25 protein-coding genes and 1 tRNA gene are annotated in these 22,975 nt (G+C 69.9%); 16 read left to right on the top strand and 10 right to left on the bottom strand.

What is annotated here, in order from left to right; all coding sequences use genetic code 11:
- Nucleotides 1-12: 12 nt before the first annotated feature.
- From Q0599_RS14425 to Q0599_RS14415, 3 genes are all read left to right on the top strand, one after another.
- Nucleotides 13-411: a cupin domain-containing protein gene (locus tag Q0599_RS14425; RefSeq protein ID WP_298830537.1), complete on the top strand. Its 399-nt coding sequence runs from the start codon at nt 13-15 to the stop codon at nt 409-411.
- Nucleotides 412-426: 15 nt separating this feature from the next.
- Nucleotides 427-909 (top strand): RidA family protein, encoded by a 483-nt coding sequence (locus Q0599_RS14420; RefSeq protein ID WP_298830535.1) that lies wholly within the window; start codon nt 427-429, stop codon nt 907-909.
- Between the two features lie 127 nt (nt 910-1,036).
- The gene (locus Q0599_RS14415) at nt 1,037-2,530 is read left to right on the top strand and encodes an NADPH:quinone oxidoreductase family protein (RefSeq protein ID WP_298830534.1); all 1,494 of its coding nucleotides are present in this window, start codon (nt 1,037-1,039) and stop codon (nt 2,528-2,530) included.
- A 192-nt stretch (nt 2,531-2,722) separates the two neighbouring features.
- Here the strand turns inward: Q0599_RS14415 and Q0599_RS14410 are convergent, their stop codons facing one another.
- From Q0599_RS14410 to Q0599_RS14400, 3 genes are read right to left on the bottom strand one after another with little or no spacing between them, the layout of a single operon-like run.
- Entirely contained in the window at nt 2,723-3,403 is a 681-nt protein-coding gene (locus tag Q0599_RS14410) for a glutathione S-transferase family protein (protein WP_298830532.1), read from the bottom strand.
- Nucleotides 3,400-4,008, bottom strand: a complete 609-nt coding sequence (gstA, locus tag Q0599_RS14405) for a glutathione transferase GstA (RefSeq protein ID WP_298830530.1) — start codon at nt 4,006-4,008, stop codon at nt 3,400-3,402. Before gstA ends, Q0599_RS14410 begins: the two co-directional genes overlap by 4 nt.
- A gap of 43 nt (nt 4,009-4,051) precedes the next feature.
- Nucleotides 4,052-4,480 (bottom strand): DoxX family protein, encoded by a 429-nt coding sequence (locus tag Q0599_RS14400; RefSeq protein WP_298830528.1) that lies wholly within the window; start codon nt 4,478-4,480, stop codon nt 4,052-4,054.
- Between the two features lie 81 nt (nt 4,481-4,561).
- Here Q0599_RS14400 and Q0599_RS14395 point away from each other — a divergent pair, with 81 nt between their 5' ends.
- Nucleotides 4,562-5,446, top strand: a complete 885-nt coding sequence (locus Q0599_RS14395) for a LysR family transcriptional regulator (protein WP_298830526.1) — start codon at nt 4,562-4,564, stop codon at nt 5,444-5,446.
- Here the strand turns inward: Q0599_RS14395 and Q0599_RS14390 are convergent.
- Nucleotides 5,410-6,432, bottom strand: a complete 1,023-nt coding sequence (locus Q0599_RS14390) for a polyprenyl synthetase family protein (RefSeq protein ID WP_298830525.1) — start codon at nt 6,430-6,432, stop codon at nt 5,410-5,412. The genes Q0599_RS14395 and Q0599_RS14390 overlap by 37 nt on opposite strands.
- Nucleotides 6,433-6,501: 69 nt before the next feature.
- On the bottom strand, nt 6,502-7,335 hold the full coding sequence (locus Q0599_RS14385) for an SDR family oxidoreductase (RefSeq protein ID WP_298830524.1): 834 nt from the start codon (nt 7,333-7,335) through the stop codon (nt 6,502-6,504).
- A 100-nt stretch (nt 7,336-7,435) separates the two neighbouring features.
- Here Q0599_RS14385 and Q0599_RS14380 point away from each other — a divergent pair, with 100 nt between their 5' ends.
- A complete protein-coding gene (locus Q0599_RS14380) occupies nt 7,436-8,368 on the top strand; it encodes an AraC family transcriptional regulator (protein WP_298830522.1) in 933 nt (310 codons plus the stop codon).
- Between the two features lie 178 nt (nt 8,369-8,546).
- Here Q0599_RS14380 and Q0599_RS14375 read toward each other — a convergent pair.
- Nucleotides 8,547-8,622 (bottom strand) — tRNA-Ala (locus Q0599_RS14375).
- 89 nt (nt 8,623-8,711) lie between these two features.
- Between Q0599_RS14375 and Q0599_RS14370 the strand changes: the two genes are divergently transcribed.
- The 4 genes from Q0599_RS14370 (at nt 8,712) to Q0599_RS14355 (ending at nt 12,206) form a co-directional block, all read left to right on the top strand.
- Nucleotides 8,712-9,596, top strand: coding sequence for an alpha/beta hydrolase (locus Q0599_RS14370; protein WP_298830521.1), 885 nt, complete (start codon nt 8,712-8,714; stop codon nt 9,594-9,596).
- A 168-nt stretch (nt 9,597-9,764) separates the two neighbouring features.
- A complete protein-coding gene (locus Q0599_RS14365) occupies nt 9,765-10,187 on the top strand; it encodes a rubrerythrin family protein (RefSeq protein WP_298830519.1) in 423 nt (140 codons plus the stop codon).
- A 70-nt stretch (nt 10,188-10,257) separates the two neighbouring features.
- Nucleotides 10,258-11,607, top strand: a complete 1,350-nt coding sequence (locus Q0599_RS14360) for a heterodisulfide reductase-related iron-sulfur binding cluster (RefSeq protein ID WP_298830518.1) — start codon at nt 10,258-10,260, stop codon at nt 11,605-11,607.
- A 20-nt stretch (nt 11,608-11,627) separates the two neighbouring features.
- Nucleotides 11,628-12,206: a DUF3501 family protein gene (locus Q0599_RS14355; RefSeq protein WP_298830517.1), complete on the top strand. Its 579-nt coding sequence runs from the start codon at nt 11,628-11,630 to the stop codon at nt 12,204-12,206.
- 16 nt (nt 12,207-12,222) lie between these two features.
- Here the strand turns inward: Q0599_RS14355 and Q0599_RS14350 are convergent, their stop codons facing one another.
- Nucleotides 12,223-13,092 carry a hypothetical protein gene (locus tag Q0599_RS14350; RefSeq protein ID WP_298830516.1) on the bottom strand — a complete coding sequence of 290 codons (870 nt, stop codon included), beginning with the start codon at nt 13,090-13,092 and terminating at the stop codon, nt 12,223-12,225.
- A 51-nt stretch (nt 13,093-13,143) separates the two neighbouring features.
- Nucleotides 13,144-14,028, bottom strand: a complete 885-nt coding sequence (rarD, locus tag Q0599_RS14345) for an EamA family transporter RarD (RefSeq protein ID WP_298830515.1) — start codon at nt 14,026-14,028, stop codon at nt 13,144-13,146.
- A 120-nt stretch (nt 14,029-14,148) separates the two neighbouring features.
- Here rarD and Q0599_RS14340 point away from each other — a divergent pair, with 120 nt between their 5' ends.
- From Q0599_RS14340 to Q0599_RS14320, 5 genes are all read left to right on the top strand, one after another.
- Nucleotides 14,149-14,739 (top strand): 2-oxoacid:acceptor oxidoreductase family protein, encoded by a 591-nt coding sequence (locus Q0599_RS14340; RefSeq protein ID WP_298832695.1) that lies wholly within the window; start codon nt 14,149-14,151, stop codon nt 14,737-14,739.
- On the top strand, nt 14,723-15,976 hold the full coding sequence (porA, locus tag Q0599_RS14335) for a pyruvate ferredoxin oxidoreductase (RefSeq protein WP_298830514.1): 1,254 nt from the start codon (nt 14,723-14,725) through the stop codon (nt 15,974-15,976). The genes Q0599_RS14340 and porA overlap by 17 nt, the downstream gene beginning before the upstream one ends.
- Nucleotides 15,977-15,986: 10 nt before the next feature.
- Entirely contained in the window at nt 15,987-17,000 is a 1,014-nt protein-coding gene (locus Q0599_RS14330; protein ID WP_298830512.1) for a thiamine pyrophosphate-dependent enzyme, read from the top strand.
- Between the two features lie 2 nt (nt 17,001-17,002).
- A complete protein-coding gene (locus Q0599_RS14325; protein ID WP_298830510.1) occupies nt 17,003-18,628 on the top strand; it encodes an NAD(P)-binding protein in 1,626 nt (541 codons plus the stop codon).
- Nucleotides 18,629-18,796: 168 nt separating this feature from the next.
- Nucleotides 18,797-19,339: a hypothetical protein gene (locus Q0599_RS14320; protein WP_298830508.1), complete on the top strand. Its 543-nt coding sequence runs from the start codon at nt 18,797-18,799 to the stop codon at nt 19,337-19,339.
- 19 nt (nt 19,340-19,358) lie between these two features.
- Here Q0599_RS14320 and Q0599_RS14315 read toward each other — a convergent pair whose 3' ends face one another.
- Nucleotides 19,359-19,751, bottom strand: a complete 393-nt coding sequence (locus tag Q0599_RS14315) for a YchJ family metal-binding protein (protein WP_298830506.1) — start codon at nt 19,749-19,751, stop codon at nt 19,359-19,361.
- Nucleotides 19,752-19,813: 62 nt separating this feature from the next.
- Between Q0599_RS14315 and imuA the strand changes: the two genes are divergently transcribed.
- Both imuA and Q0599_RS14305 read left to right on the top strand, forming a co-directional pair.
- The gene (gene imuA / locus Q0599_RS14310; protein ID WP_298830504.1) at nt 19,814-20,611 is read left to right on the top strand and encodes a translesion DNA synthesis-associated protein ImuA; all 798 of its coding nucleotides are present in this window, start codon (nt 19,814-19,816) and stop codon (nt 20,609-20,611) included.
- A gap of 22 nt (nt 20,612-20,633) precedes the next feature.
- Nucleotides 20,634-22,148, top strand: coding sequence for a DNA polymerase Y family protein (locus tag Q0599_RS14305; RefSeq protein ID WP_298830503.1), 1,515 nt, complete (start codon nt 20,634-20,636; stop codon nt 22,146-22,148).
- 37 nt (nt 22,149-22,185) lie between these two features.
- On the opposite strand, the gene Q0599_RS14300 is transcribed toward Q0599_RS14305, so the two are convergent.
- On the bottom strand, nt 22,186-22,935 hold the full coding sequence (locus Q0599_RS14300) for a sulfite exporter TauE/SafE family protein (protein WP_298832691.1): 750 nt from the start codon (nt 22,933-22,935) through the stop codon (nt 22,186-22,188).
- Nucleotides 22,936-22,975 lie beyond the last annotated feature (40 nt).

Here is a 22,975-nt window from a genome sequence, read left to right as displayed (position 1 = left end):
AGGAGTCCGACCATGAGCATGCGATTCGTCGTCCGGGGCGCCGCGCCCTACACCAGCGCCCAGGGCCCGCGCTACGCGCCCGGCATCAGCGCCGAGACCACCGGCGCGCAGCAACTCTTCCTCGGCCTCGTGACGCTGTCGCCCGGGCAGCGCACCCAGGCGCACGTGCACGATCGCCACGAGTCGGCGCACTACATGCTGAGCGGCGACGAGGTCGAGTTGTGGAGCGGCGCGCAGCTCGAGCAGCGCGAAGTCGCGCGCCCTGGCGACTACCTGTTCACGCCGGCCGGCCTGCCGCACGTGGCGGTCAATCGCAGCGCGACGCCGGCGGTGTTCGTCACCGCGCGCAATGATGCGACGGCGCAGGAGTGCGTGTCGATGCGGCCCGAGCTCGATGCGCTCGTGCCCTGAGCCCTGGAGAGCGACATGGGAAAGATCGAAGCACGCATCGCGGCCATGGGCCTGATGCTGCCGCCGCCGCTGCAGGCGCCGCCGGGCGTGCGACTGCCGTTCGAATGGGTGCGCGTGCGCGGCCGCCATGCCTATGTGTCCGGCCACGTGGCGGTGGACGCGGACGGACGCGTGGCCGGACCCCTCGGCAAGGTCGGCGCCGAGGTCACGCCCGAGCAGGGCTATGCCTCGGCGCAGCTGGTCGCGCTGGCGCACCTGGCGAGCCTGAAGCGCGCGATCGGCGATCTGGACCGCATCGCCGCCTGGCTGCGCGTGTTCGCGATGGTCAATGTGGCGCCGGGCTTCTACGAGACGCCGCGCGTGACCAACGGCTATTCCGACCTGATCCTGGAACTGTTCGGCCCCGAGGTGGGCGCGCATGCACGGTCTTCGATTGGCATGGTCATTCCCCTCAACGCGCCGGTCAACTGCGAGGCGGAGGTCGAGTTGGCCGACTGAATCGGGGCGCGGCCCGTGGCCACCCCCCGATGTGCGTTCCGGTCATGACCGGTGCCGCATCGGCTCCGCCCGCACGGATGCCGAAGATGTTGCCGATCCGGTCGACTTCGAGCTCGAGCCTCGGTGCATGCACGCACGCCAGCAGCTGGTCGCGACCCGCCTTGTCCGCGTCGGTGGGCGCGATGCGGCAGACAGCGCCGCCGTCGCCGGCGCGGATGGATGCGTGTGCGTTCAGCCGATCCATCAGCAGGTTCATCGGCACGTCGCCATGCGTCGCCGCGGCGAGGTCTCGCCGCTGGGCAGCGCCCACCTCACCGAATCGACGCTGCCGCGCTCTGAGCGCCCGCCATTGCACGGAAAGACCCACATGCGCGCACTGCGAGTCCATGGCTTCAACGGCTGGGAGGACTGGGGGCTCGAAGACGTGCCGGCACCTGAACCTGGCATCGGCCAGGTGCTGGTGAAGGTCGAGGTGACTGCGCCGTCCTTCGTCGACCTGCTCTACGACCGAGGAGGCTACCAACTCAAGCCGACGCTGCCGTTGATCCCGGGGTCCGAGATGTGCGGCGTGATCCAGCGCCGTGGCCCGGAGGTTCCCGGCCATCTGGCGCCGGGCATGCGGGTCGTCGGCATGGTCTTCGGCGGGGCCTGGGCGGAAGCGGTGTGCGCGAACGCGCACGAGATCTTCCCGGTCTCGGCGAAGGCCGAGCCCCAGGCTGCAGCGGCGCTGGCTGCGCCGTACGGCACGGCGCACTACGCGCTGGCGCGACGGGGGGCGCTGCGGGCCAGCGAAGCCGTCTTCATCATGGGGGCAGCGGGCAGTGTCGGCATGGCGTCCATCCAGATCGCAAAGGCCCTGGGCGCCCGGGTCATCGCCGGGGCCCATGGAGAACGCAAGCTGAAGGTAGCGCTTGCAGCCGGCGCGGGTGCCACGGTCGATCTTGGCCAGCCCGGATGGAAGGAACGGGTGAGGGCCTGGTCGGGCGCCGAAGGGGTGGACGTCGTGCTGGACCCGCTCGGTGCGGGCTTTTCGGTTCCTGCGTTCCGAACGCTGCAGTGGGGTGGACGCCACCTGGTCATCGGATTCGCGGCCGGAGAGATCCCATCCCTGCGCACCAACCTCGCACTCCTGAAGGGCTCCCTGGTCGGTGTAGACATCCGGCAGTTCATGGAACGCGAGCAGGCCGAGTACCAGCGCAACCTGGCCAGCGTCGGCGAACTCTTCGATCGTGGTGCGCTGCGCCCGCTCGTGCATTCCACCTGCTCGGCCACGCGGTGGCGTGGGGCGCTGGGGGCGGTGGAAAGCCGGGACACCATCGGGCGGGTGGTGCTCATCCGGGACTGGGCGCAACGAGCGCATGGGTTGGCGCACGGATCACGAGCGCGTCGCTCGCCGCCGCTCCAGTGCGGCGCGAACCGGCGGCAGGTGGTCATGGCCGGAGTCCGCGTCAGTCGGACTGGTGGCACTGGTGCGGGTGCCTCCGTCGGGGACGTGGTGGGCATTCGCTGCGTACCCGCTTCTGATCTGCCCGATCGCACACTCTCGCGTGGCTCCGTTGCGACGCCCCTGGTCAGCCCGAGGCTGCTTCGCAGTGGGCGTACAAGAGGCGGTTGCCGATGAGAGTGGCAGGCTCAGCAGTCTCCCGGCCGCCGAGCGGAATGCGCGGCATCACAACGTCGAGCGAACGCGAAAGTTCCTGGATCTGACCCATGCCGTCCGCGGACGATTCGAAGAACACCTGATCGTCGTGCACATCCCGTTCCCGATGCTCGTCGAGTGAGCGGTCTGGCCACACGGCCGTCGTCCGGCCGCTCAGGCGGGTGTGTCTGCCGGAATCATGAGCCGGGTCAAGGCGGAACGGCGTGCCAGCAGGAACCGACGAAGCTGTTCGGGGTAATCCGGGTGCACCGCGTCGGCCACCGACGGCCGGGCTGCAAGCGCCCGCCGCCACCGCTGCACCTTCGGCAGGCCGTTCCAGAAGCCGAACTCGCCGATCACATCGAAGACATCGAAGTAGCGGAACACCGGCCCGAAGGCCGCGTCGACGATGCTGAAGGAATCGCCCGCGAAGTAGGGCCCGTCCTTCAGTGCGACCTCGATCTGTTCCAGGCGGGCGCGGACGTCTGCTGCGCGCGCCAGCAGCGTGGGCTCGTCAGCGGCGCTGTAGAAGGCGCCGATGAGGGCCAGCAGTGCCGAGCCGAATTCCATCCACGACCGGTGCTGCGCCCGCTGCAGCGCGTTGGAAGGGTGCAGGCGCGGCAGGGCGGTCTCCTCCAGGTATTCGCAGATCACGGCGGACTCGAAGATGGCCTTGTCGCCCACCAGCAGCACCGGTGTCTTGCCGAGCGGCGAGATCTTCAGGAACCAATCCGGCTTGTTCGCGAGGTCGATGTCGCGGCGCTCGAACGGCACGCCCTTCTCGAGCAGCACGACGGCTGCGCGCTGCACGTAGGGGCAGAGCGCGTGCGACACCAGCACGAGCGACCCGCTCACTTGATGAGCCCTTCCGCTCGCAGGGCATCGTGCACGCACGGCCGCTCGGACACCCTTGCGAGGTAAGCCTTCAGGCGTGGGTACGGGGTCAGCGGCAGCGCCAGGAAGTTGGCCCAGTTGACGATGGTGAATGCATACGCATCGGCGACGCTGTACTCGCCGGCCAGGTAATCCTGCCTCGACAGAAGGGCGTCGAGCTCTGCGAACCGTGTGGCCAGCGTGTCCTTGACGGCATGCCGGGTCGAGTCCGCTGTCTCCTTGTGCCACAGCCAGGGGCTGAAGGCCTTGTGCAACTCGGTGCTGACGAAGGTCAGCCACTCGACGACGGCGAGTCGCCGCGCCGAGCCTGCGGCACCGATCAGCGACTGGGTCGGATCGAGGTCGGCCACGTACTGGAGCAGCGATGCCGCCTCGGTGTGGCGCGAGCCGTCGTCCAGTTGCAGCAGCGGCACGTAACCACGCGGCGAAATGGTGCGGAAGTCGGCACCGTCGGCGGTGGTGTGCCTGACGAGGTCAACGGCGATGCCGTCGAAGGTGGTGCCGGTCTCGCGCAGGACGATGTGAACGGCGAGCGAACAGGCACCGGGAGCGTAGTAGAGCTTCATGGGGTCTCCTTGTCGGGGGAGCGTCGAACGAGGGTGGGTCGATTCAGGCGGCCCCCAGTCGGGGAACCAGCCGATCGCTCCGCTTGATGGCAGCCGCGCCATCGCCGAGCAGCCACAGGGCGATGGACGCGACGATCAGGAATGCCGGGTACTCCCAGCCCCCGCCGGCGCTGGTGTGGACCCAGCCGTTGGGCAGGTGCACCCAGGCGGCCACGGCCATCACCGGCGCCAGAGCCAACGCGGCCTGCCGCGCGTACACGCCCAGCAGCAGTGCAAGACCGCCGAGCAGCTCGGCCGCAAACACCGGGTAGGCCAGAACGCCAGGGATGCCGATGCTCGCGAAGAACTGTGCCGTGCCGGGCAGGGTGAACACCAGCAGCTTGAGCAGGGCATGCGCGATCCACATGACCCCCAGGCTCACGCGGAGCAAGGCAATGCCGAGCTGGGTGGTGAATGAGGCGGAAGGGTTCATCGGGTGACTCCATTGGAGGGTGGCGGACGCTCAGACTGTAGGATTGCAATCTGGAAATATAAATAGACAATTAGGCAATCGATGATTGCAATGCCGCAATACAAACTGAGCCCTGGCGACCTGGAGGTGACGCTCGCGCTGGTGCGCGGTGGAACGCTGGCCAAGGCGGGGGAACGCCTCGGCGTCGATGGCTCCACGGTGTTCCGTTCGCTGCAACGCATCGAACGCGGTCTCGGGCGCCCGCTGTTCGAGCGGACTCGATCGGGCTATCTCGCCACCGAGATCGCCTCGGCACTGGCGGAGCACGCCGAACAGATGGAGACAGCGCTCGAGGCCGCCCGCTCGTCCGTCGAGGCGGCGCCCTCGCAGATCTCGGGCACGGTGCGTATCACGACGACCGACACGGTCCTGCACGGCCTGGTCGCGCCTGCGTTGCGCACCCTGTGCACGGTTCATCCGCTGCTCAGCTATGAACTCCACACCGGCAACGAACTTGCCAGCCTGACTCGACGCGACGCGGACATCGCCGTGCGCGCGACCAAGCGCCCGCCGCAACACCTGGTGGGCAAGCAGATCGGCCCGATCCGGCTCGCGCTGTATGGGGCCAAGCGAGGCGGCGTGCGCAAGCTCGTCGATGTCGAGGCCGGCCGATCAGACTGGATCGCGCCCGATGACGCGCTGCCCGAACATCCATCCGTCGTCTGGCGCAAGCGCCACTTCCCCAAGGTGGCCCCGCGCTATCGTGTGAACAGCATCCTGTCCGTCCTGGAACTGGTGGCGCTGGGGATGGGCGTGGGCATCGTGCCCTTGTTCCTGGCCGATGGTCGAAACGATGTCGTCCGGCTGACCGAACCTTTGGAGGAATGCGAGACGGAACTGTGGTTGCTGACGCATCCCGAATCCCGCCATCTGCGCCGCGTCGGTGCCGTCTACTCGCACCTGGCCCAGACCTTGAACATGCCGTGAGGTTGCGCGGCAAGTCCCAACATCGGCTTGCAGCGAATCGCGGCCAACATGCGGCGCGAAGGCCTGCCCTGGGTCGGGAGGTTGAACCGACTGCCTCGACGAGCGGCCGTTCGACCCTTGCCGGAGCGAATGACTGCTGGCCGCTGCGCCGCTGGCGTGGCCGTCGGGCGTCGGAGTGGGCGATGGCTGGGGCGCCGACGCTGGAAGGGTACCGAGGTCTCCCGGGGGGCCGGGAGTTCCGTGGAGCTGCATGGGTCGGACCGAAGCGCCGTTCGACGCAGCGGGGCTGTAACCTCACGGCAAGCCGTCGCTGCGTCAGGGCAGCCATCGACCGCGACGACGGGCGCAGGCGAGGTCCTTAGGGGGTACGCCCGCGGCGCCGTGCTCGACAGTATGGCGACGATGGCGCGCCACCCGGCCGAATCAGTGCGTTGGAGCGTCGGCGTCGGCGTCGCCGGCAGCGCGGCCGAACTCGGGCTGCAGGTGGCCGCGCGGCTGGCCGTGCCGCCGTCCTGGCGCTCGATCATCTCCAGCACGACCGACTCGATGAAGCGTTTGTCCATCGAGTCGGGCCGATCGCCATGGAGCAGCACGAACTCGCACGGCGCGGCGAGATAGCGCTCGATGCGGCGCTGTTCGCGCACGTTCGCGTGCCGGTAGGCGTGCATCAGCATCAGCGTGCGCTTGCCCTCCCAGCTGTCGCCGTCGATCTCCTCGCCGTAGCGCTTCGCACCGGCGACGAGGTTCAGGATGTCGTCCTGGATCTGGACCGCCGCGCCCATCTGGTCGCCGAAGCGGTTGAAGCGCTCCGGGTCGGCCGCGCCGCCGGTGGCCACCAGCGCGCCGATGCGGCACGGCTGGATGCTGGTGTACCAGCAGGTCTTCTTCAGGATCATGCTCAGGCAGTCGGGTTCGTCGAGGACGCAGACGCCGTCGTGCACCCGGCCCAGCTCCATCGCCTGACCCTCGACCGACTCGTGCACCATGGGCCCGATCTCGCGGAAGATGCGCCAGGTTCAGGTGCCGGCGACGCCGCCACGCTGCCGCTGCGCAAGTCAGACCCAGCTGGCCCGGTAGTCCTTCGCGTACTGCTCGATCGTGCGCGGCGGCTGGTCGGTGATCTGCTGCACGGCGTCGGTGGTGCGCTCGGCGTAGCCGGCCTTGAAGTAGCCCAGGATCAGCACCAGGAACTCCGCGTAGTCCTTCGGCAGGCCGGCCCCCAGCAGCCCCTGCAGCATGGCGTCGGGCGAGATGTCGGTGAAGCCTATCGTCTTGCCGGTGGCCCGCATCAGGATGGCCGCCACTTCGGCATGGTCCAGCGCGCGCGGGCCGGTGAGGTCGAAGTCGCGGTTGGCGAAGGTCTCGCTGGTCAGCAGTCGGGCGGCCACGGCCGCGATGTCACGCGCGTCGATGAAGCTGCCCTTCGCGGCGCCCACCGGCAGGAAGATCTGACCGGCGGTCTGGATGCCGTGCAGCCAGAAGGTGTTGAAGTTCTGCATGAACCAGTTCGGCCGGATGATGTTGAAGGCCAGGCCCGAGGCTTCCAGCCGACGTTCGGCCTTGCGCATCGGCGCGTTCTCATCGGCGTTGGCACCCATGGCCGTCATCAGCACGACCTTCTTCAGACCGTGCGCCTTCGCTTCGTCGATCAGCGGGGCGAGCAGCGCTTCCTGATTGGCATGCCCGGGCGGCGCCAGGAAGAAGGCGCGCTCCACGCTGCCGAAGGCAGCTTTCAGGCCGGACTGGCTGACGAGATCCACCTGCACCTGGTCGGCGGCGCTGGGCTTGCGGCTGGTGGCCTTGACCACCTTCTCGCCCTGGTCGACCAGCAGGCGGGAGAGTTCGGAACCGACGGTGCCGCTGGCGCCGACGACGAGGATGCGGGACATGGGATGCTCCTGGGTTGGGGTTGCGATGGCGTGCATCTTGCCGGTCCACGAGCGAACCCGTAATGGACAATCGTTCAAGTTTCATGTCCAATCGTCCTAAGTGGACCTCCTTTCAGACATTTTTCAGGACGCCGGCCTGCGGCGTCGCGTGCTGGGCCTGCGCGCCATTCCGGCCGACGTGGCGCTGCGCTTCCCTTGCGACAAGAGCATCGGCCTGCACGTGGTTGTGCAGGGGCCGGTGCACGTGCACGCGCCCACGCTGATCGAGCCCCTGGCGCTGGCCACCGGCGACGTGGCCTTCATGGCACGTGGCTGCGACCATGCGCTGAGCGTGGGGCCCCGCCTGGCCGGCCTGCAACCGCAGACCATCACGCACGAGCTCGGGCCCATGCAGGCGGGCAGCAGCGTGGTGGTGGGTGGCGCCTACCAACTGTGGAACACGCCGCTGCACCCCTTCTTCGCCGAGCTGCCGCACTGGACCGTGCTGCGCGCCGATGCGCGCCCGCGCCTGGGTCCGCTGGCGCTGGCCGCCGGGCTGATGGAGCAGGAGATCCGGGCCGCGGAGCCGGGCACCGACACCATCGTGCAGGCGCTGCTGGACATGGTGTTCACGTATGCGCTGCGCGAGATCGCGGCCGAGCGCGGCCAGGCCGGGCACGGCTGGAGCCACGCCGTGCGTGACCCGCAGGTGCGGCGCGCCCTCACGCTGATGCACGAGCGCAGCGCACACCCTTGGACGCTGGACGAACTGGCGCAGCACGCAGGCCTGTCACGCACCGCGCTGGCCGAGCGCTTCCGCGACGCCATGGGTGACACGCCGCTGAACCACCTGCGCTTGCTGCGCATGCAGCGCGCCATGCGCCTGCTGGCCGAAACCGACCACAGGCTGGAGGCCGTGGCCGCCGAGGTGGGCTACCAGGACGCCTTCAGCTTCTCCAAGGTCTTCAAGCGAACGGTGGGTGTGTCACCCAAGGCTTTCCGCCAGCGCGATGCAATCGACAAGACGCACCCGTGGCGGCTGGGTGCGGGTTAGCGGGTTCGCTCCGTAGTCGCGGCCGGGTGCGGAAGTCGCCGACGCTGCTGCGGTGGGCCAGATGGGCCGGCCTGCGCCAGTGCGAAGGCTCGTGAGCATCAGGTCTGTGCATCACCGAGCAATCGGCACAACGAAAAAGTGCTTGAGCCCGTTAGGAATCAAGCACTTAGGTTTGGCGTGGTGGAGAGGAGGAGGATCGAACTCCCGACCTTCGCATTGCGAACGCGACGCTCTCCCAGCTGAGCTACCCCCCCACGAACTCGCGCATTCTACCAAACTCCGCGAGCGCGATCCGGGTCGCCGGCGCGGTAGAACCGCTGATTCACGGCGAGCCGGAGACGCGATGACGAACCCACCTGATCCGACATGGCTGGACGCTCAGTACAACAACCGCGCCCGCGTCCACGACGCAGCGCGCATCCTCGAGCGCTGGGCGAACGCTTCGGCCCTGGCGCGCGCGCAGGCGGACTGCACGCTCGACCTGAGCTATGGCGAAGGTGAGGGCGAGACGCTCGACGTCTTCCGCACCGAGCGCCGCGATGCACCGGTGTTCGTGTTCATCCACGGCGGCTATTGGCGCGCACTCGACAAGCGCGACCATTCCTTCGTCGCGCCGGCGCTGGTCGACGCGGGCGCGCTGGTGGTGGTGCCGAACTACGCGCTGTGCCCGGCGGTGACCATCGAGCAGATCACGCTGCAGGTGGTGAAGGCCATCGCCTGGGTCCATCGCCACGCGCGCGCGCACGGTGGCGACCCGGGTCGCATCGTCGTCGGTGGCCATTCGGCCGGCGGGCACCTGGCCGCGATGATGGCCTGCTGCGAATGGCCGCGTGTCGGCGAAGATCTGCCGGCCACTGTGCTGCACGGCGCGCTGTCGATCTCCGGACTGTTCGACATGGAGCCGCTGCGCCGCACGCCCTTCCTCGCGCCGGACCTCCGGCTCACCGAGGCCTCTGCGCGCCGCCTGAGCCCGGCGCTGATGCCCGCGCCGAAGGGCCCGCTGGCCGCCGTGGTGGGCGGTGACGAGAGCGAGGAGTTCCTGCGCCAGAACAGACTGATCCGCCAGGTCTGGGGTGAGCGCAGCGTGCCGGTGTGCGAGACGATCGCCGGCGCGAACCACTTCACCGTGCTGCACGATCTCGCCGATGCGAGCACCCGGCTGCACCGCCTCGCGCTCGGCCTGCTCGGGCTGCCCGGCGGTGACGTGGTTACGAACGCTTCTCATTGAAATGAGAACTCGATCGTGGTGCGGTTGGGCATAGTCTTTGCCAATCCCATGCATAGACCATTTGTATTTGCCCCACCCCCATGCGTGGGGTAGCGTATTCGGGTGCCGCGGTTCGACGCGCCATCGCGCACGCGGCCGTTCGGGTCAACTCAACGACAGGAGAGCGACATGGGCTTGAAAGGATCGAAGACCGAGCAGAACCTGAAGGACGCCTTCGCGGGCGAATCGCAGGCGAACCGCCGGTACCTGTACTTCGCAAACAAGGCCGACGTGGAAGGCCAGAACGACGTCGCGGCGCTGTTCCGCTCGACCGCCGAAGGCGAAACGGGCCACGCCCACGGCCATCTCGAGTTCCTCGAGAACGGCTCGGGCGACCCGGCCACCGGCTTGCCGATCGGCAACAGCCGCCAGAACCTGATGGCGGCCGTCGCCGGCGAGACGCACGAGTACACCGACATGTACCCGGGCATGGCCAAGCAGGCGCGCGAAGAGGGCTTCGACGAGATCGCCGACTGGTTCGAGACGCTGGCCAAGGCCGAGCGTTCGCACGCCAACCGCTACCAGAAGGCGCTCGACGCGCTGGTCGACTGACGCCGGCACTGCGCTCGAACGACAAGGGGCTTCGTGCCCCTTGTTCATTGGTGGACCGAGGAGAACAAACATGACCGCTCGCGAAGGCAACCTGGAAGCCCCCACCCGCCATGCCGTCGACTGGAAGAACCCGGACTTCTACAACGAGGAACTGGCGTTCAAGGAGATGGAGCGCATCTTCGACATCTGCCACGGCTGCCGCCGCTGTGTCAGCCTGTGCCAGTCGTTCCCCAACCTGTTCGACCTGGTCGACGCCACCGACGACGGCGAAGTGCACGGCGTGAAGAAGGAGGACTACTGGAAGGTCGTCGACCAGTGCTACCTCTGCGACCTGTGCTACCTGACCAAGTGCCCCTACGTGCCACCGCACGAGTGGAACCTCGACTTCCCGCACACCATGCTGCGCGCCAAGGCGATCAAGTTCAGGAAGGGCGGGGTCAAGGCCAGCGAGAAATTCCTCGCCTCGACCGACGTGCACGGCTCCTTCGCCGGCATCCCCGTCGTCGTGCAGGCTGTCAACGCCATCAACCGCACCCAGGCGGCGCGCAGCGTGATGGAGAGCGCGCTGGACGTGCACAAGGACGCCTGGATGCCCGAGCTGGCCACGCGCCGATTCCGCTGGAGCGCGAAGAAGCAGGGCAGCGCCACGGCAGTGAAGGATGGGGAGCGCAGCCCCGGCAAGGTGGCGATCTTCTCCACCTGCTACGTCAACTACAACGAGCCCGGCATCGGCCACGACCTGATTGCCACGCTCGAGCACAACCAGATTCCCTACGTGATCGTCGAGAAGGAGTCGTGCTGCGGCATGCCCAAGCTCGAGCTCGGCGACCTGGACGGCGTGGCCCGGCACAAGGAAGCGAACATCCCGGTGCTGGCGGAGTACGCCAAGGAGGGCTACGCCATCCTCAGCGCCATTCCCTCGTGCACGCTGATGTTCAAGCAGGAGTTGCCGCTGCTGTTCCCGCACGACGCCGACGTGAAGGCGGTGCAGGAGGCGATGTTCGACCCCTTCGAGTACCTGATGGCGCGCCACAAGGACGGCCTGTTGAAGACCGACTTCAAGACGCCGCTGGGCAAGGTCAGCTACCACATCCCCTGTCACGGGCGCGTGCAGAAGATCGGCAAGAAGACCGAGGAGATGCTCAAGCTGATCGGTCAGTCAGTCACGGTGCAGCTCAACACGGTGGAGCGCTGCTCGGGCCACGCCGGCACCTACGGCGTGAAGAAGCCGTACCACGAGATCGCCATGAAGATCGGCAAGCCGGTGTTCAAGCTGATGGCCAAGGACGAGCCCGACTGGATCAGCTCCGACTGCCAGCTCGCCGGCCACCACATCGCGCAGGGCATGGCGAACAACCAGCTGCCCGCTGCCAAGCTGGCACACCCGCTGAGCCTGCTGCGCATCGCCTACGGTATGTGAAACCCCCGATGGAGAGAAGCATGACCATCACCCGCGACAGCCTCCTCACGCTGGAGGCCTATTCGAAGATCCGCAAGAGCAGCAAGCCCGAGGTCATCGCCCACCGCCGGCTGCGCACCGTGCATCTCGGCGAGCACATCAGCGTGCAGTTCGAGGACGAGAAGACGATCCGCCGCCAGATCCAGGAGATGCTGCACATCGAGAAGATCTTCGACGAGGAGGGCATCCAGAGCGAGATCGACGCCTATGCGCCGCTGGTGCCGGACGGCACCAACTGGAAGGCGACGATGCTCATCGAGTACCCCGATCCGCACGAGCGCAAGCGCGAGCTGGCGCGGCTGATCGGCGTGGAGGACCGCATGTTCGTCGAGGTCGAGGGCCATGCGCGCATCTACGCCATCGCCGACGAGGACCTGGACCGCGAGAACGAGGAGAAGACCTCGTCGGTGCACTTCCTGCGCTTCGAGTTCCCGCAGGCGGCGCGCGAGGCGGTGCGCGCCGGCGCCAGCGTCAAGCTCGGCTGCGACCACACCCACTATCCCGCGCATGTCGTGATCGCGCCGGACACGCTGGCGACCCTGGCGGGCGACCTGGCGTAGCAGCGGGCGTGCCGCTTCAGGAGCCGCTCGCGCCGAAGGCACGCGTCCAGGACAGCTCGAACAGCGCGCTGTCCAGACCAGCGCGCAGGGCGCGCACCTTGCCGATGCCGGCGCGCCACTCGATGCCGCCGCGTGGCGCCCAGCCGGCCCACAGCAGCGCCTGGGCGAGTGCGCCGCCATCGACCCGCACGCCGCCGCCGAGTTCTGCGCCGACGCGCGCTCCGACCCGCCAGCGGGGCAGCATCTGGGGCAGCGGTGCCATGCTGAAGAGGCTGGCGGCCAGGATCTCCATGTAGCCTGCGGCGTCGCCCGACACCGCACCGTCCGCCGCGAGCGGATCGGTCCCGCGCCCGCCGACGTCGTGGCGGAAGTCGTCGCGCCGCGCAAGCACCAGGCCGAACTGGCGGCTGCGGATGTCACCGCTCGGAAGTGTCAGCTGCGACCACGACAGCCCGGCCTGCAGGCGGGGGCCGACGTCCGACAGCAGCGTCAAGGCAGGCCGCAGCATCGGCCCGCTGCCCACCGGTGCCGCGGCACCCCCGCCGCCGCCCGCAAAGATGCCGGCCGACAGTCCCACACCGTGGCCGAGCGGCCAGTGGCGCTGCAGTTCGACGCCTTCGACGAAGAGGCCGCCACGCCGTCCCGTCGCGGCGCCGTAGACCGCGGGACCGACGCTCCAGCCGTCGCCCACCTCGACCAGCAAGGACCCGCCGACCAGCCCCAGCGCTTCGCCGGCGGGCAGATGCACACGCTCGATGCCGAGCGTGACACGGGTCGGCAGCGAATCGGCACGGACCGCAGCGGCTGGCGTCTGCGCGGCGCAATGAAGCGCCATGGCCGCCAGCAGCAACGGCCACCCGCGCAGGCAGGGCGACAGCGTGCCCACGGCGTGCCATCGAAGCACGGCCAGCGGGCGACAAGGTGCCGGCGCAGCGAATCAGGCCGCCGCAGCCACCGAACGCCGCGCCACCCGCCAGCCGTCGGCGCTGTACACCAGCAATGCCGTCCAGATCAGCACGAAACCGACCAGACGCTGGCTGCCGAAGGGCTCGTTGAACAGCCACACCCCCAGCGCGAACTGGATCGACGGGCCGATGTACTGCAGCAGTCCCAGCGTCGTCATCGAGATGCGCCGGGCGCCGGCGGCGAAGAGCAGCAGCGGCACCGCGGTCAGCGGGCCGACGCCGATCAGCCACAGGTTGGTGGACAGGTCCGGCGCCGGAAAGCTCGTCGGGCCGCGGCCCCACCACAGCGCCAGCGCGATCAGGGCCGGCGGCGCGAGCAACAGCGTCTCCAGCGTCAGCCCCTCCAGTGCGCCGAGCGGCGCGATCTTGCGCAGCAACCCGTAGGCGCCGAAGCTGCCCGCCAGCACCAGGGCGATCCAAGGCAACTGGCCCGCCTGCGCAGTCAACCAGACCACGCCGAGCATGGCCAGTCCGAGTGCCGCCCATTGCAGCCGTCTCGGCCGTTCGTGCAGCACGGTATAGCCGAGCAGCACGTTGACCAGCGGCGTGATGAAGTAGCCCAGGCTGGCATCGAGCACATGGCCGTTGCTTACCGACCAGATGTAGGTCACCCAGTTGCAGGACAGCAGCAGCGCGCTGGCCACGGAGGCGCCGATCACCCTGGGCTGCCGCAGCGTCGGCGCCAGCCAGGCCCACTGCCTGCGCCAGGCCAGCAGCGCGATCACGAACACCAGCGACCAGACGATGCGGTGCACCAGCACCTCGCTGGCGGCGACGGCCGAGAGGTGGCTGAAGTAAAGCGGGAACAGGCCCCAGACCACATAGGCAGAGGCGGCGTAGAGGATTCCGGGGTGCATGAACGGGGCGCGAGGCGCGAGAGGCTGCGGCATTGTCGCCGCGCCGCGCGCTTGATGCAGGACAAGCCTGGGGAGCGCATCGGCCCGAAGAATGCGCCGACGCACACGCAGGAGAGGCATGTGTTCCAGATCCGCATCCACGGCCGTGGCGGGCAGGGTGTTGTCACCGGCGCCGAGATGCTGTCGATCGCCGCCTTCGAGCAAGGGCGTGATGCACAGGCGTTTCCGAGCTTCGGCTCCGAGCGCACCGGGGCGCCGGTGGTCGCCTTCTGCCGCATCGCGGACCGCGAGATCCGCCTGCGCGAGCCGGTGATGGCACCGGATGCGCTGATCATCCAGGACCCGACGCTGCTGCACCAGGTCGACGTGTTCCAGGGCCTGAAGCCCGACGGCTACGTGCTCATCAACTCGATGCGCAGCTTCGACGAGCTGGGTGTGGGTGATTTCGTCCGGCGCTTCCGTCGCGAGCGGCTGGCCAACGTGCCGGCCAGTGAGATCGCGCAGCGCCACGTGGGCCGGCCGCTGCCCAACGCGGCGCTGCTCGGCGGATTCGCGGCGATCAGCGGCCTGATCACCCTCGACGCGGTGGCGCACGCGATCCGCGACAAGTTCGCCGGCAAGGTCGCGGAGGGCAACGTGGCCGCGGCCGCCGAGGCCTTCGAGTACGTGAGGAAGGAAATGCGGGAGCCGGTCCATGCACAGACAGATTGAGGGCTCGCGCGCCGTCGCCGAGGCGGTGGCGCTGGCCCGCCCGGAGGTGATCTGCGCCTACCCGATCTCGCCGCAGACGCACATCGTCGAGGCGCTCGGCGAACTGGTGAAGGACGGGACGCTGAGCCCCTGCGAGTTCATCAACGTCGAGAGCGAGTTCGCCGCGATGAGCGTGGCTATTGGCGCCTCGGCAGCCGGCGCACGCGCCTACACCGCCACCGCCAGCCAAGGGCTGCTGTTCATGGCCGAAGCGGTCTACAACGCCTCGGGTCTGGGCCTGCCGATCGTGATGACGGTGGCCAATCGCGCCATCGGTGCGCCGATCAACATCTGGAACGACCACAGCGACTCGATGAGCCAGCGCGACTGCGGCTGGATCCAGTTGTTCGCCGAGAACAACCAGGAGGCGCTGGATCTGCACCTGCAGGCCTTCAAGCTCGCCGAGGAGATGAGCCTGCCGGTGATGGTGTGCATGGACGGCTTCATCCTCACGCACGCCTACGAGCGCGTCGACATGCCCACGCAGGCGCAGGTCGATGCCTTCCTGCCGCCTTACGTGCCGCGCCAGGTGCTCGACCCGGCCGAACCGGTGAGCATCGGCGCGATGGTGGGGCCGGAGGCCTTCGCCGAGGTCCGCTACCTGGCGCATGCGCGGCAGATGCGCGCGCTCGAGCGCATTCCGCAGATCGCCGCCGAATTCAGGGACGTCTTCGGGCGCGACAGCGGCGGCCTGCTGCACTGCTACCGCTGCGAAGACGCGCACACGATCGTCGTCGCGCTCGGCTCGGTGATCGGCACGATCAAGGACACGGTCGACGCGATGCGCAAGGAGGGCGAGCGCATCGGCGTGCTGGGCATCACCTCGTTCCGGCCGTTCCCGCTGGCGGCGGTGCGCGAGGCGCTGGTGCATGCGGAGCGCGTGGTGGTGCTGGAAAAGAGCTTCTCGGTGGGGCTGGGCGGCATCGTCGCCAACGACGTGCGCATGGCGATGTCGGGCACGCGCCGCAACGGCTACACGGTGATCGCCGGGCTGGGCGGGCGGGCGATCACGCAGGCGTCGCTGCAGCGCGTGTTCACCGAGGCGATCGCCGACACGCTGGAACCGCTGACCTTTCTCGACATGGACTGGAAGGTGGTGGAGCGGCAGCTCGAGCGCGAGCGCAGCGGCGAACGCATCGGGCCGGCGGCGGAGTCGATGCTGCGCGACGTCGGCGCCGTCGCGTCGCGCGTCAGTTGAGGGCCAGGCCATGTCGGCACAGACGATCAAGTTCTACCAGACCGGCACCTTCACCGTCGGCAATCGCCTGCTCGCCCCCGAGCAGCGCAGCGTGCAGGCGAGCCTCGAGCGAAGCAACGCGATCAACTCCGGCCATCGCGCCTGCCAGGGCTGCGGCGAGGCGCTCGGCGCCCGCTACGCGGTCGACGCGGCAATGCGGGCGACCCAGAGGCAACTGATCGCGGCCAACGCCACCGGCTGCCTCGAGGTGTTCTCCACGCCGTATCCCGAGACCTCGTGGCAGCTGCCGTGGATCCACTCGCTGTTCGGCAACACGGCGGCGGTGGCCACCGGCATCGCGGCGGCAAACAGGGTGAAGGGCCGCAGCGCGGTGCGCGTCATCGCGCAGGGCGGCGACGGCGGCACCACCGACATCGGCTTCGGCTGCCTGTCGGGCATGTTCGAGCGCAACGACGACGTGCTCTACATCTGCTACGACAACGAGGCCTACATGAACACCGGGGTGCAGCGCTCGTCGGCCACGCCGGCGGCGGCACGCACCGCCACCACGCCGGCCGTCGGCGCGCAGCCGGGCAATCGCTTCGGCCAGGGCAAGAACCTGCCGCGCATCGCGATGGCGCACGGCATTCCCTACGTGGCTACCGCGACGGTGGCCGACCTGCATGACCTGGAGGCGAAGGTGGCGCGTGCCATGTCGCTGCACGGCGCGCGCTACCTGCATGTGCTGGTGCCCTGTCCGCTGGGCTGGGGCTCGGCCTCGCACGACACCATCCGGCTCGCCCGCCTGGCGCAGCAGTCGGGACTGTTTCCGGTGTTCGAGGCGACGCATGGCGAGGTCACGGCGGTGGCCAAGATCCGCAGGCGCGTGCCGGTGGAAGAGTACCTGAAGCCGCAGAAGCGCTTCGGCCACCTGTTCGCGCCGCAGCGCCGCGACGAGGTCATCGCGCGGATCCAGGCGATGGCCGACCGCCACATCCGCGAGTACGGCCTGCTCGATCCGGTCACCGAGACGGAAGCGGTCTGAGCATGGACAAGCCCTTCGCGATCACGCTCGACGTCGGCTCGTCGCTGGCCAACAAGACCGGCTCGTGGCGCTCCAGCCGCCCGGTCTATGTCGACCGCCTGCCGCCGTGCAACCAGCAATGTCCGGCCGGCGAGGACATCCAGGGCTGGCTGTATCACGCCGAGGCCGGCCACTACGAGGCCGCGTGGCGCCACCTGGTGCGCGACAACCCGTTTCCGGCGATCATGGGCCGGGTCTGCTACCACTCCTGCGAAGGCGCATGCAACCGCGGCAAGCTCGACGCGCCGGTGGGCATCAACGCCGTCGAGCGCTTCCTCGGCGACGAGGCCATCAGGCAAGGCTGGGCCTTCGATCTGCCGGCGGCCGAATCCGGCAAGCACGTCGGCGTCGTCGGCGCCGGGCCCTCGGGGCTGAGCGCCGCCTACCACCTGCGCCGTCTCGGCCACCGCGTCACCGTGTTCGAAGCCGGGCCACGGCCGGGCGGCATGATGCGTTTCGGCATCCCGAAGTACCGGCTACCGCGCGAGGTGCTCGACGCCGAGGTGGCGCGGGTCGTCGCCATGGGCGTGCAGATCCGCCTCGACACCAAGGTGGCCGACCTCCAGGCGATGATGCGCGACGAGGGGCTGGACGCCGCCTTCCTCGCCGTCGGTGCGCACATCGCCAGGCGCGCCTTCATCCCGGCCGGCGACTCGGCGCGCGTGCTCGACGCGGTGTCGGTGCTGCGCAGCATGGAAGGCGAGGACAAGCCGATGCTCGGCCGACGTGTCGTCGTCTACGGCGGCGGCAACACCGCCATCGACGTGGCGCGCACCGCCCGGCGCCTGGGTGCCACCGAGGCGGTGATCGTCTACCGGCGCACCCGCGACCGCATGCCGGCGCACGACTTCGAGGTGGAGGAGGCGCTGCAGGAGGGCGTGACGATCAAGTGGCTGTCCACCATCCGCCAGGCCGACGCCGGCGAACTGACGGTGGAGAAGATGGTGCTCGACGACGAGGGCAAGCCGCAGCCCACCGGCGAATTCGAGACGCTGAAGGCCGATTCGCTGGTGCTCGCGCTCGGCCAGGACGTCGACCTCTCGCTGCTCGACGGCGTACCCGGCCTGACGATCCGCGACGGCGTGGTGCAGGTCGACGCGCAGATGATGACCGGCCGGCCCGGCGTGTTCGCCGGCGGCGACATGGTGCCGGCCGAGCGCAACGTGACGGTGGCGGTGGGCCACGGCAAGAAGGCGGCGCGGCACATCGACGCCTGGCTGCGCGGCACCGGCGTGCCGGTGCCGAGGAAGCACGAGACGGCCAGCTTCGATAAGCTCAACACGTGGTACTACAGCGATGCGCCGGCCACCGTGCGTCCGCTGCTCGACCTGGCGCGGCGGCAGACCAGCTTCGACGAGGTGCAGGGCGGGCTGGACGAGGGCAATGCCCTCTTCGAGGCGCGCCGCTGCCTGAGTTGCGGCAACTGCTTCGAGTGCGACAACTGCTACGGCGTCTGCCCCGACAACGCCGTCATCAAGCTCGGGCCCGGCAAGCGCTTCGCGTTCAACCTCGACTACTGCAAGGGCTGCGGGCTGTGCGCCGCCGAGTGCCCCTGCGGTGCCATCACGATGGTGCCGGAAGCCGTCTGAACGATTCGGGCTTCGGGCCTGCGGCGGCGCGCGGCGTGGGTGTGGCGGCGAACGCACACACCATCCCGCGGTCACGGGGGAGGTGCCTGGGTGTGGGATGTCCTGTCACACACCGCCGCCCACAATTCCGACCACGGTGTGCTTGCACCGCCTGCCGGAGTCGTCGCCATGCCGCAGACCTTCAACGTCGGATCCCGCTCGCTCTTCGTCACCACGGTGGCCTGGGTGTTCATCGCCCTGTCGCTGCTGGCGGTGGCCTCGGCGGTGGTGCAGAACGCTGCCGTGGCCTCGCTGCTGCCGGGCTGGCAGAGCAGCGGCGCTCAGCGGCCGCTGCCGCTGCTCACCGGCCTGCTGATCGCCTACCTGCCCTGGGTGGTGGGCGCCGGGCTGGTGGTGTCGCTGGCCACGCTGGCTTCGGCGATCGGCCTGCTGCTGCGCCTGGACTGGGCGCGCCGCGCCTTCATCGGCATGCTGGTGCTGGCCATCGTCGCCAACCTGCTCGGCCTGTGGTTCCAGCATGAGGTGGTGCAGTCGGTGGTCGAGAGCACGCTCAGCCGCACGCCGCTGCCCGAGCAGGTGCTGGGCGTGTTCGGCGGATTCGTCACCGCGGCGCGCGCGATGGGCGCGGCGATGACGTTGGCGGCCTGCGCTCTGCTCGGCTGGATCATCCACCGGCTGATGTCGCTGCCGGTGCGGCAGGAGTTCGCCTGAACCAGGCCCGCCGGCGGGCTCAGCCCAGGTCGCCGTCGACGTAGTACCAGCGCCCGCCCTCGCGCACGAAGCGGCTCGTCTCCTGCAGCCGCTGGGCGCGCCCGCCGAGCTTGCTGCGCGCGACGAAGCGCACGGTGGCGCGGTTCTCGTCCTGTCGTTCATGGCGGCGCACCTCCAGGCCCAGCCACTTCAGCCCGGGCGGATCGCTCTCCAGTGATGCCGGCCGCGTGCTCGGGTGCCAGGTGGCGAGCAGGTAGTCGCGCAGGCCCAGCACGTAGGCGCTGTAGCGCGAGCGCATGAGCCGCTCGGCGTCGGGTGCCTGCAGGTGCAGCGCGCCTTCGTGGAAGCGGCCGCAGCAGGCGTCGTAGGGCAGGCCGGAGCCGCAGGGGCAGGGGACGCTGGCGGTGGGCATGGGCCGTGATCTTGCCTGGGCGGCGGCTTGCACCGGAGACTGTATAAACGTACAGTATCCAAATGGACGCCGTGCCCGCTGTTGTTTCTCCTGCCCAGCCTGCATTCCCGCCTGCTGCGGCGCTGCAGCGCGCCAACGTGCGCCCCGCGCCGGAGGACCTGCATCCGGCGCTGTGGCTCGGCCACCAGCTCGGCCGAACGCGCGGCGACGGTGTGCCCAGCGGCTTTGCGGAACTCGACGCGCAACTGCCCGGCGGCGGTTGGCCGCGGCGCACGCTCAGCGAGCTGCTGCTGCCGCATCCGGGCATCGGCGAGATCCGCCTGCTCGCGCCCAGCCTTGCCGCGGCGCAGCGCGGCGGCCGGCTGGTGATGCTGTTCGACCCACCGGCGCAGCTTTCCGCCTGGGCGCTGGCGCAGCTCGGGCTGGACGTCGAGCAGTTGCTGGTGGTGCAGACGCGCCAGCGCGTCGTGCCTGGCAGCGACAGCCTGTGGGCCTTCGAGCAGGCACTCCGAAGCGGCCATGTCGGCGCGCTGGTGGCCTGGCTGCCGCCGCGGCTGCGCGCCGAGCGCCTGCGCCGGCTGCAACTCGCCGCGCAGGCGCACGACGGCGCCGCCTTCGTGATGCGCGAGCTGGCCGCGGGCGAGCGGCCCAGCGCCGCGCCGCTGCGCCTGGCGCTGCGCGCCGCCGGGCCGGATGCACTGGCGCTGCGCGTGCTCAAGCGCCGCGGCCCGCCGCTGGAAACGCCGATCGTGCTGGAACTGCCGCCGGTGCTGTCCGAGGCGGCGCGCGCCCGCCGGCGCGTCGAGCGCATGGACAGCGTGCCGTCGCTCGCGGTGGCCACCTTCGTCGACCTCGGCTGAGCGCCGTGAAGACATTCGCGCCGTGCTCTGGATCGCACTGCACCTGCCGCTGCTGTCGCTCGAAGCCTTCGCCACCACGCTGCCGGGCGAGCAGGCGCAAGCGCCGCTCGCCCTGGTCGACGGCCACCACATCGCCGCGGCCAACGCGGCGGCGGGCACCCTCGGCGTCGAACCCGGCCAGAAGCGCGCCACCGCGCTGGCCCTCGCGCCCGACCTGCTGATCGGCCAGGCCGACGCGTCGCGCGACGCGTCGGCCTTGACCGCCGTCGCCCATGCTGCGCTCGCCTTCACGCCCAGCGTGTGCCTGCAACCCTCGCACGACCCGCAGCGCAGCGCCGACACCGTGCTGCTCGAAGTGCGCTCCAGCCTGCGCTACTTCGGCGGACCGGCGCGGCTGCTGCAGCGGCTGCGCGAAGCGGTCACGCCGCTGGGCCACCGCATCCAGGCGGCGAGCGCGCTCACGCCGCTGGGCGCCGCACTGCTCGCACGCGGGCCGCGACGCGTGCATTGCCAGGAGCCGCCGGCGATGCAACGCGCGCTCGACGCGCTGCCGGTGTGGCTGCTCGGCCCGGGCCGCGAGCACTGGGAGGCACTGCAAGGCATGGGGCTTTCGACGCTGGCCGACCTGCGCCGCCTGCCGCGCTCGGGTCTGGCGAGGCGCTTCGGCCCTGCGCTGCTGGCCGACCTCGACCGCGCCTACGGCGAGCGCCCCGATCCGCGCGTGGCGATCGCCCTGCCGCCGCACTTCGAGAGCCGGCTCGAACTGTTCGCCCGCGCCGACAGTGCCGAGCAGGTGCTGCATGCCGCCGGCATGCTGCTCGCGCGGCTGGCGAGCTGGCTGGCTGCGCAGCATGCCTTCGTGCGCGGCTTCGCGCTGGCGATGCAGCACGAGCCGCGCTGGCGCAGCGATGCGCAGGTGCCGCCGCAGACCGTGCTGGAGGTGGTCCTGGCCGAGCCCTCACGCGACCCGGCGCACCTGCAGGTGCTGCTGCGCGAGCGGCTGGCGCAGCTGCAACTGCCGGCGCCGACACTGGAACTGCGCTTGTCGGCGCGCGAGATCGTGCCCGGCGAGGCGCCCAGCGGCGAGCTGTTCCCCAGTGCCGCCAGCGAGCGCGAGGGCCTGGTGCGGCTGGTCGAGCGGCTGCAGGCGAGGCTCGGCGCCGGGCACGTGCAGCGGCTGCAGGCAGTGCACGACCACCGCCCCGAACGCGCCAGCGCGGTGCGGCCGGCCGAGCCCGCGCGCATCGGCCAGCGCGGCGCGGTGGTCAGCGTGCCGGCCACGCCGCTGCGTCCGGTGTGGCTGCTCGCGCCGCCCGAGCCGCTGGCGGTGCGCGACGACCGGCCGCTGCGGGCCGGCCGCGTGCTGCGGCTGCTCAGCGGCCCCGAGCGCATCGAGGCCGGCTGGTGGGATCACGAGCTCGCCGAGCGCGACTACTTCATCGCCGAGGATGCCGAAGGCGCGCTGGTCTGGCTCTACCGCGCCCGCCTGCCCGGCGGCGAGGGCGGCGGCTGGTTCCTGCACGGCAGGTTTGCTTGAGCCCCCCGAGTCGCTGCGCTCCTGCCCCACGGCCGGATCAACGACTCGTCAGCACCGGCACCGAGGCCACCAGCAGCGCCACCCCCGAGGCCGTCAGCAGCAGCAGCACGATGCGCCGGAACGCCAGCTCGCTGATGCCGATGTAGACGCGCATGCCGACCAGCGCGGGCAGCAGCATCGCCGGCAGCACGAGGGCCAGCGAGGGCAGCATCTCGCGGGTGACGAAGCCGTTGGCGAGGTAGGCGGCGAAGGTCACCGACAGCATCGCGAGGTTGAAGTTCTGGATCACCGCGCGCTGCGCGTCCTTGTCGAAGCCGCGCAGCGTGCACCACAACGTCGGGATCGCGCCGGTGAAGCCGCCCAGGCCGCCCATCACGCCGCCGGCGATGCCGGCGAGGCCGTCGCCGATCCGCCCGCCGCGCGCGATGCGTGGCAGCCGCGGCGCCAGCAGCATCAGCGGGCACCAGGTGACGAGCAGGGCGCCGAGCAGGGCGCGGAACAGCGGCACGTCCAGCCGCGGCAGCAGCCACAGGCCGAGCGGCAGGCCGAGCAGGCCACCAGCGACGAAGGGCGCCAGGCGCATCCCGTCGAAGCCGCGCCGCACCGTCAGCGCCGCCAGCAACTGGCCGGCCAGCGCGCCGGTCACCGCCAGCACGGCGGCCAGACGCGGCTCCAGCGCCCAGGCCCAGACGGCCATCGCGGTCAGCCCGAAACCGAAGCCGGACAGGCCCTGGATGAAGCCGGCCAGCGCTGCGCCGAGCACGATGACGATGAGTGAAGCGTCCAGTCCCGCTCTCCCTACAATGCCGCGATTCTCAACCGAGCCA

It is taken from the genome of uncultured Piscinibacter sp., assembly GCF_937952055.1.
GTDB lineage: Bacteria > Pseudomonadota > Gammaproteobacteria > Burkholderiales > Burkholderiaceae_C > Piscinibacter.
Note: the sequence above shows the minus strand (reverse complement) of the source record. Positions and strands in the feature narration are given on the sequence as shown.

Bases quoted from the DNA above. Each gene is read 5' to 3' on its own strand.
- Q0599_RS14425 (WP_298830537.1), top strand. From the start codon at position 13: ATGAGCATGCGATTCGTCGTCCGGGGCGCCGCGCCCTACACCAGCGCC.
- Q0599_RS14420 (WP_298830535.1), top strand. From the start codon at position 427: ATGGGAAAGATCGAAGCACGCATCGCGGCCATGGGCCTGATGCTGCCG.
- Q0599_RS14415 (WP_298830534.1), top strand. From the start codon at position 1,037: ATGCACGCACGCCAGCAGCTGGTCGCGACCCGCCTTGTCCGCGTCGGT.
- gstA (WP_298830530.1), bottom strand. From the start codon at position 4,008: ATGAAGCTCTACTACGCTCCCGGTGCCTGTTCGCTCGCCGTTCACATC.
- Q0599_RS14400 (WP_298830528.1), bottom strand. From the start codon at position 4,480: ATGAACCCTTCCGCCTCATTCACCACCCAGCTCGGCATTGCCTTGCTC.
- Q0599_RS14395 (WP_298830526.1), top strand. From the start codon at position 4,562: ATGATTGCAATGCCGCAATACAAACTGAGCCCTGGCGACCTGGAGGTG.
- Q0599_RS14390 (WP_298830525.1), bottom strand. From the start codon at position 6,432: ATGGTGCACGAGTCGGTCGAGGGTCAGGCGATGGAGCTGGGCCGGGTG.
- Q0599_RS14385 (WP_298830524.1), bottom strand. From the start codon at position 7,335: ATGTCCCGCATCCTCGTCGTCGGCGCCAGCGGCACCGTCGGTTCCGAA.
- Q0599_RS14370 (WP_298830521.1), top strand. From the start codon at position 8,712: ATGACGAACCCACCTGATCCGACATGGCTGGACGCTCAGTACAACAAC.
- Q0599_RS14365 (WP_298830519.1), top strand. From the start codon at position 9,765: ATGGGCTTGAAAGGATCGAAGACCGAGCAGAACCTGAAGGACGCCTTC.
- Q0599_RS14360 (WP_298830518.1), top strand. From the start codon at position 10,258: ATGACCGCTCGCGAAGGCAACCTGGAAGCCCCCACCCGCCATGCCGTC.
- Q0599_RS14355 (WP_298830517.1), top strand. From the start codon at position 11,628: ATGACCATCACCCGCGACAGCCTCCTCACGCTGGAGGCCTATTCGAAG.
- rarD (WP_298830515.1), bottom strand. From the start codon at position 14,028: ATGCACCCCGGAATCCTCTACGCCGCCTCTGCCTATGTGGTCTGGGGC.
- porA (WP_298830514.1), top strand. From the start codon at position 14,723: ATGCACAGACAGATTGAGGGCTCGCGCGCCGTCGCCGAGGCGGTGGCG.
- Q0599_RS14330 (WP_298830512.1), top strand. From the start codon at position 15,987: ATGTCGGCACAGACGATCAAGTTCTACCAGACCGGCACCTTCACCGTC.
- Q0599_RS14325 (WP_298830510.1), top strand. From the start codon at position 17,003: ATGGACAAGCCCTTCGCGATCACGCTCGACGTCGGCTCGTCGCTGGCC.
- Q0599_RS14320 (WP_298830508.1), top strand. From the start codon at position 18,797: ATGCCGCAGACCTTCAACGTCGGATCCCGCTCGCTCTTCGTCACCACG.
- Q0599_RS14315 (WP_298830506.1), bottom strand. From the start codon at position 19,751: ATGCCCACCGCCAGCGTCCCCTGCCCCTGCGGCTCCGGCCTGCCCTAC.
- imuA (WP_298830504.1), top strand. From the start codon at position 19,814: ATGGACGCCGTGCCCGCTGTTGTTTCTCCTGCCCAGCCTGCATTCCCG.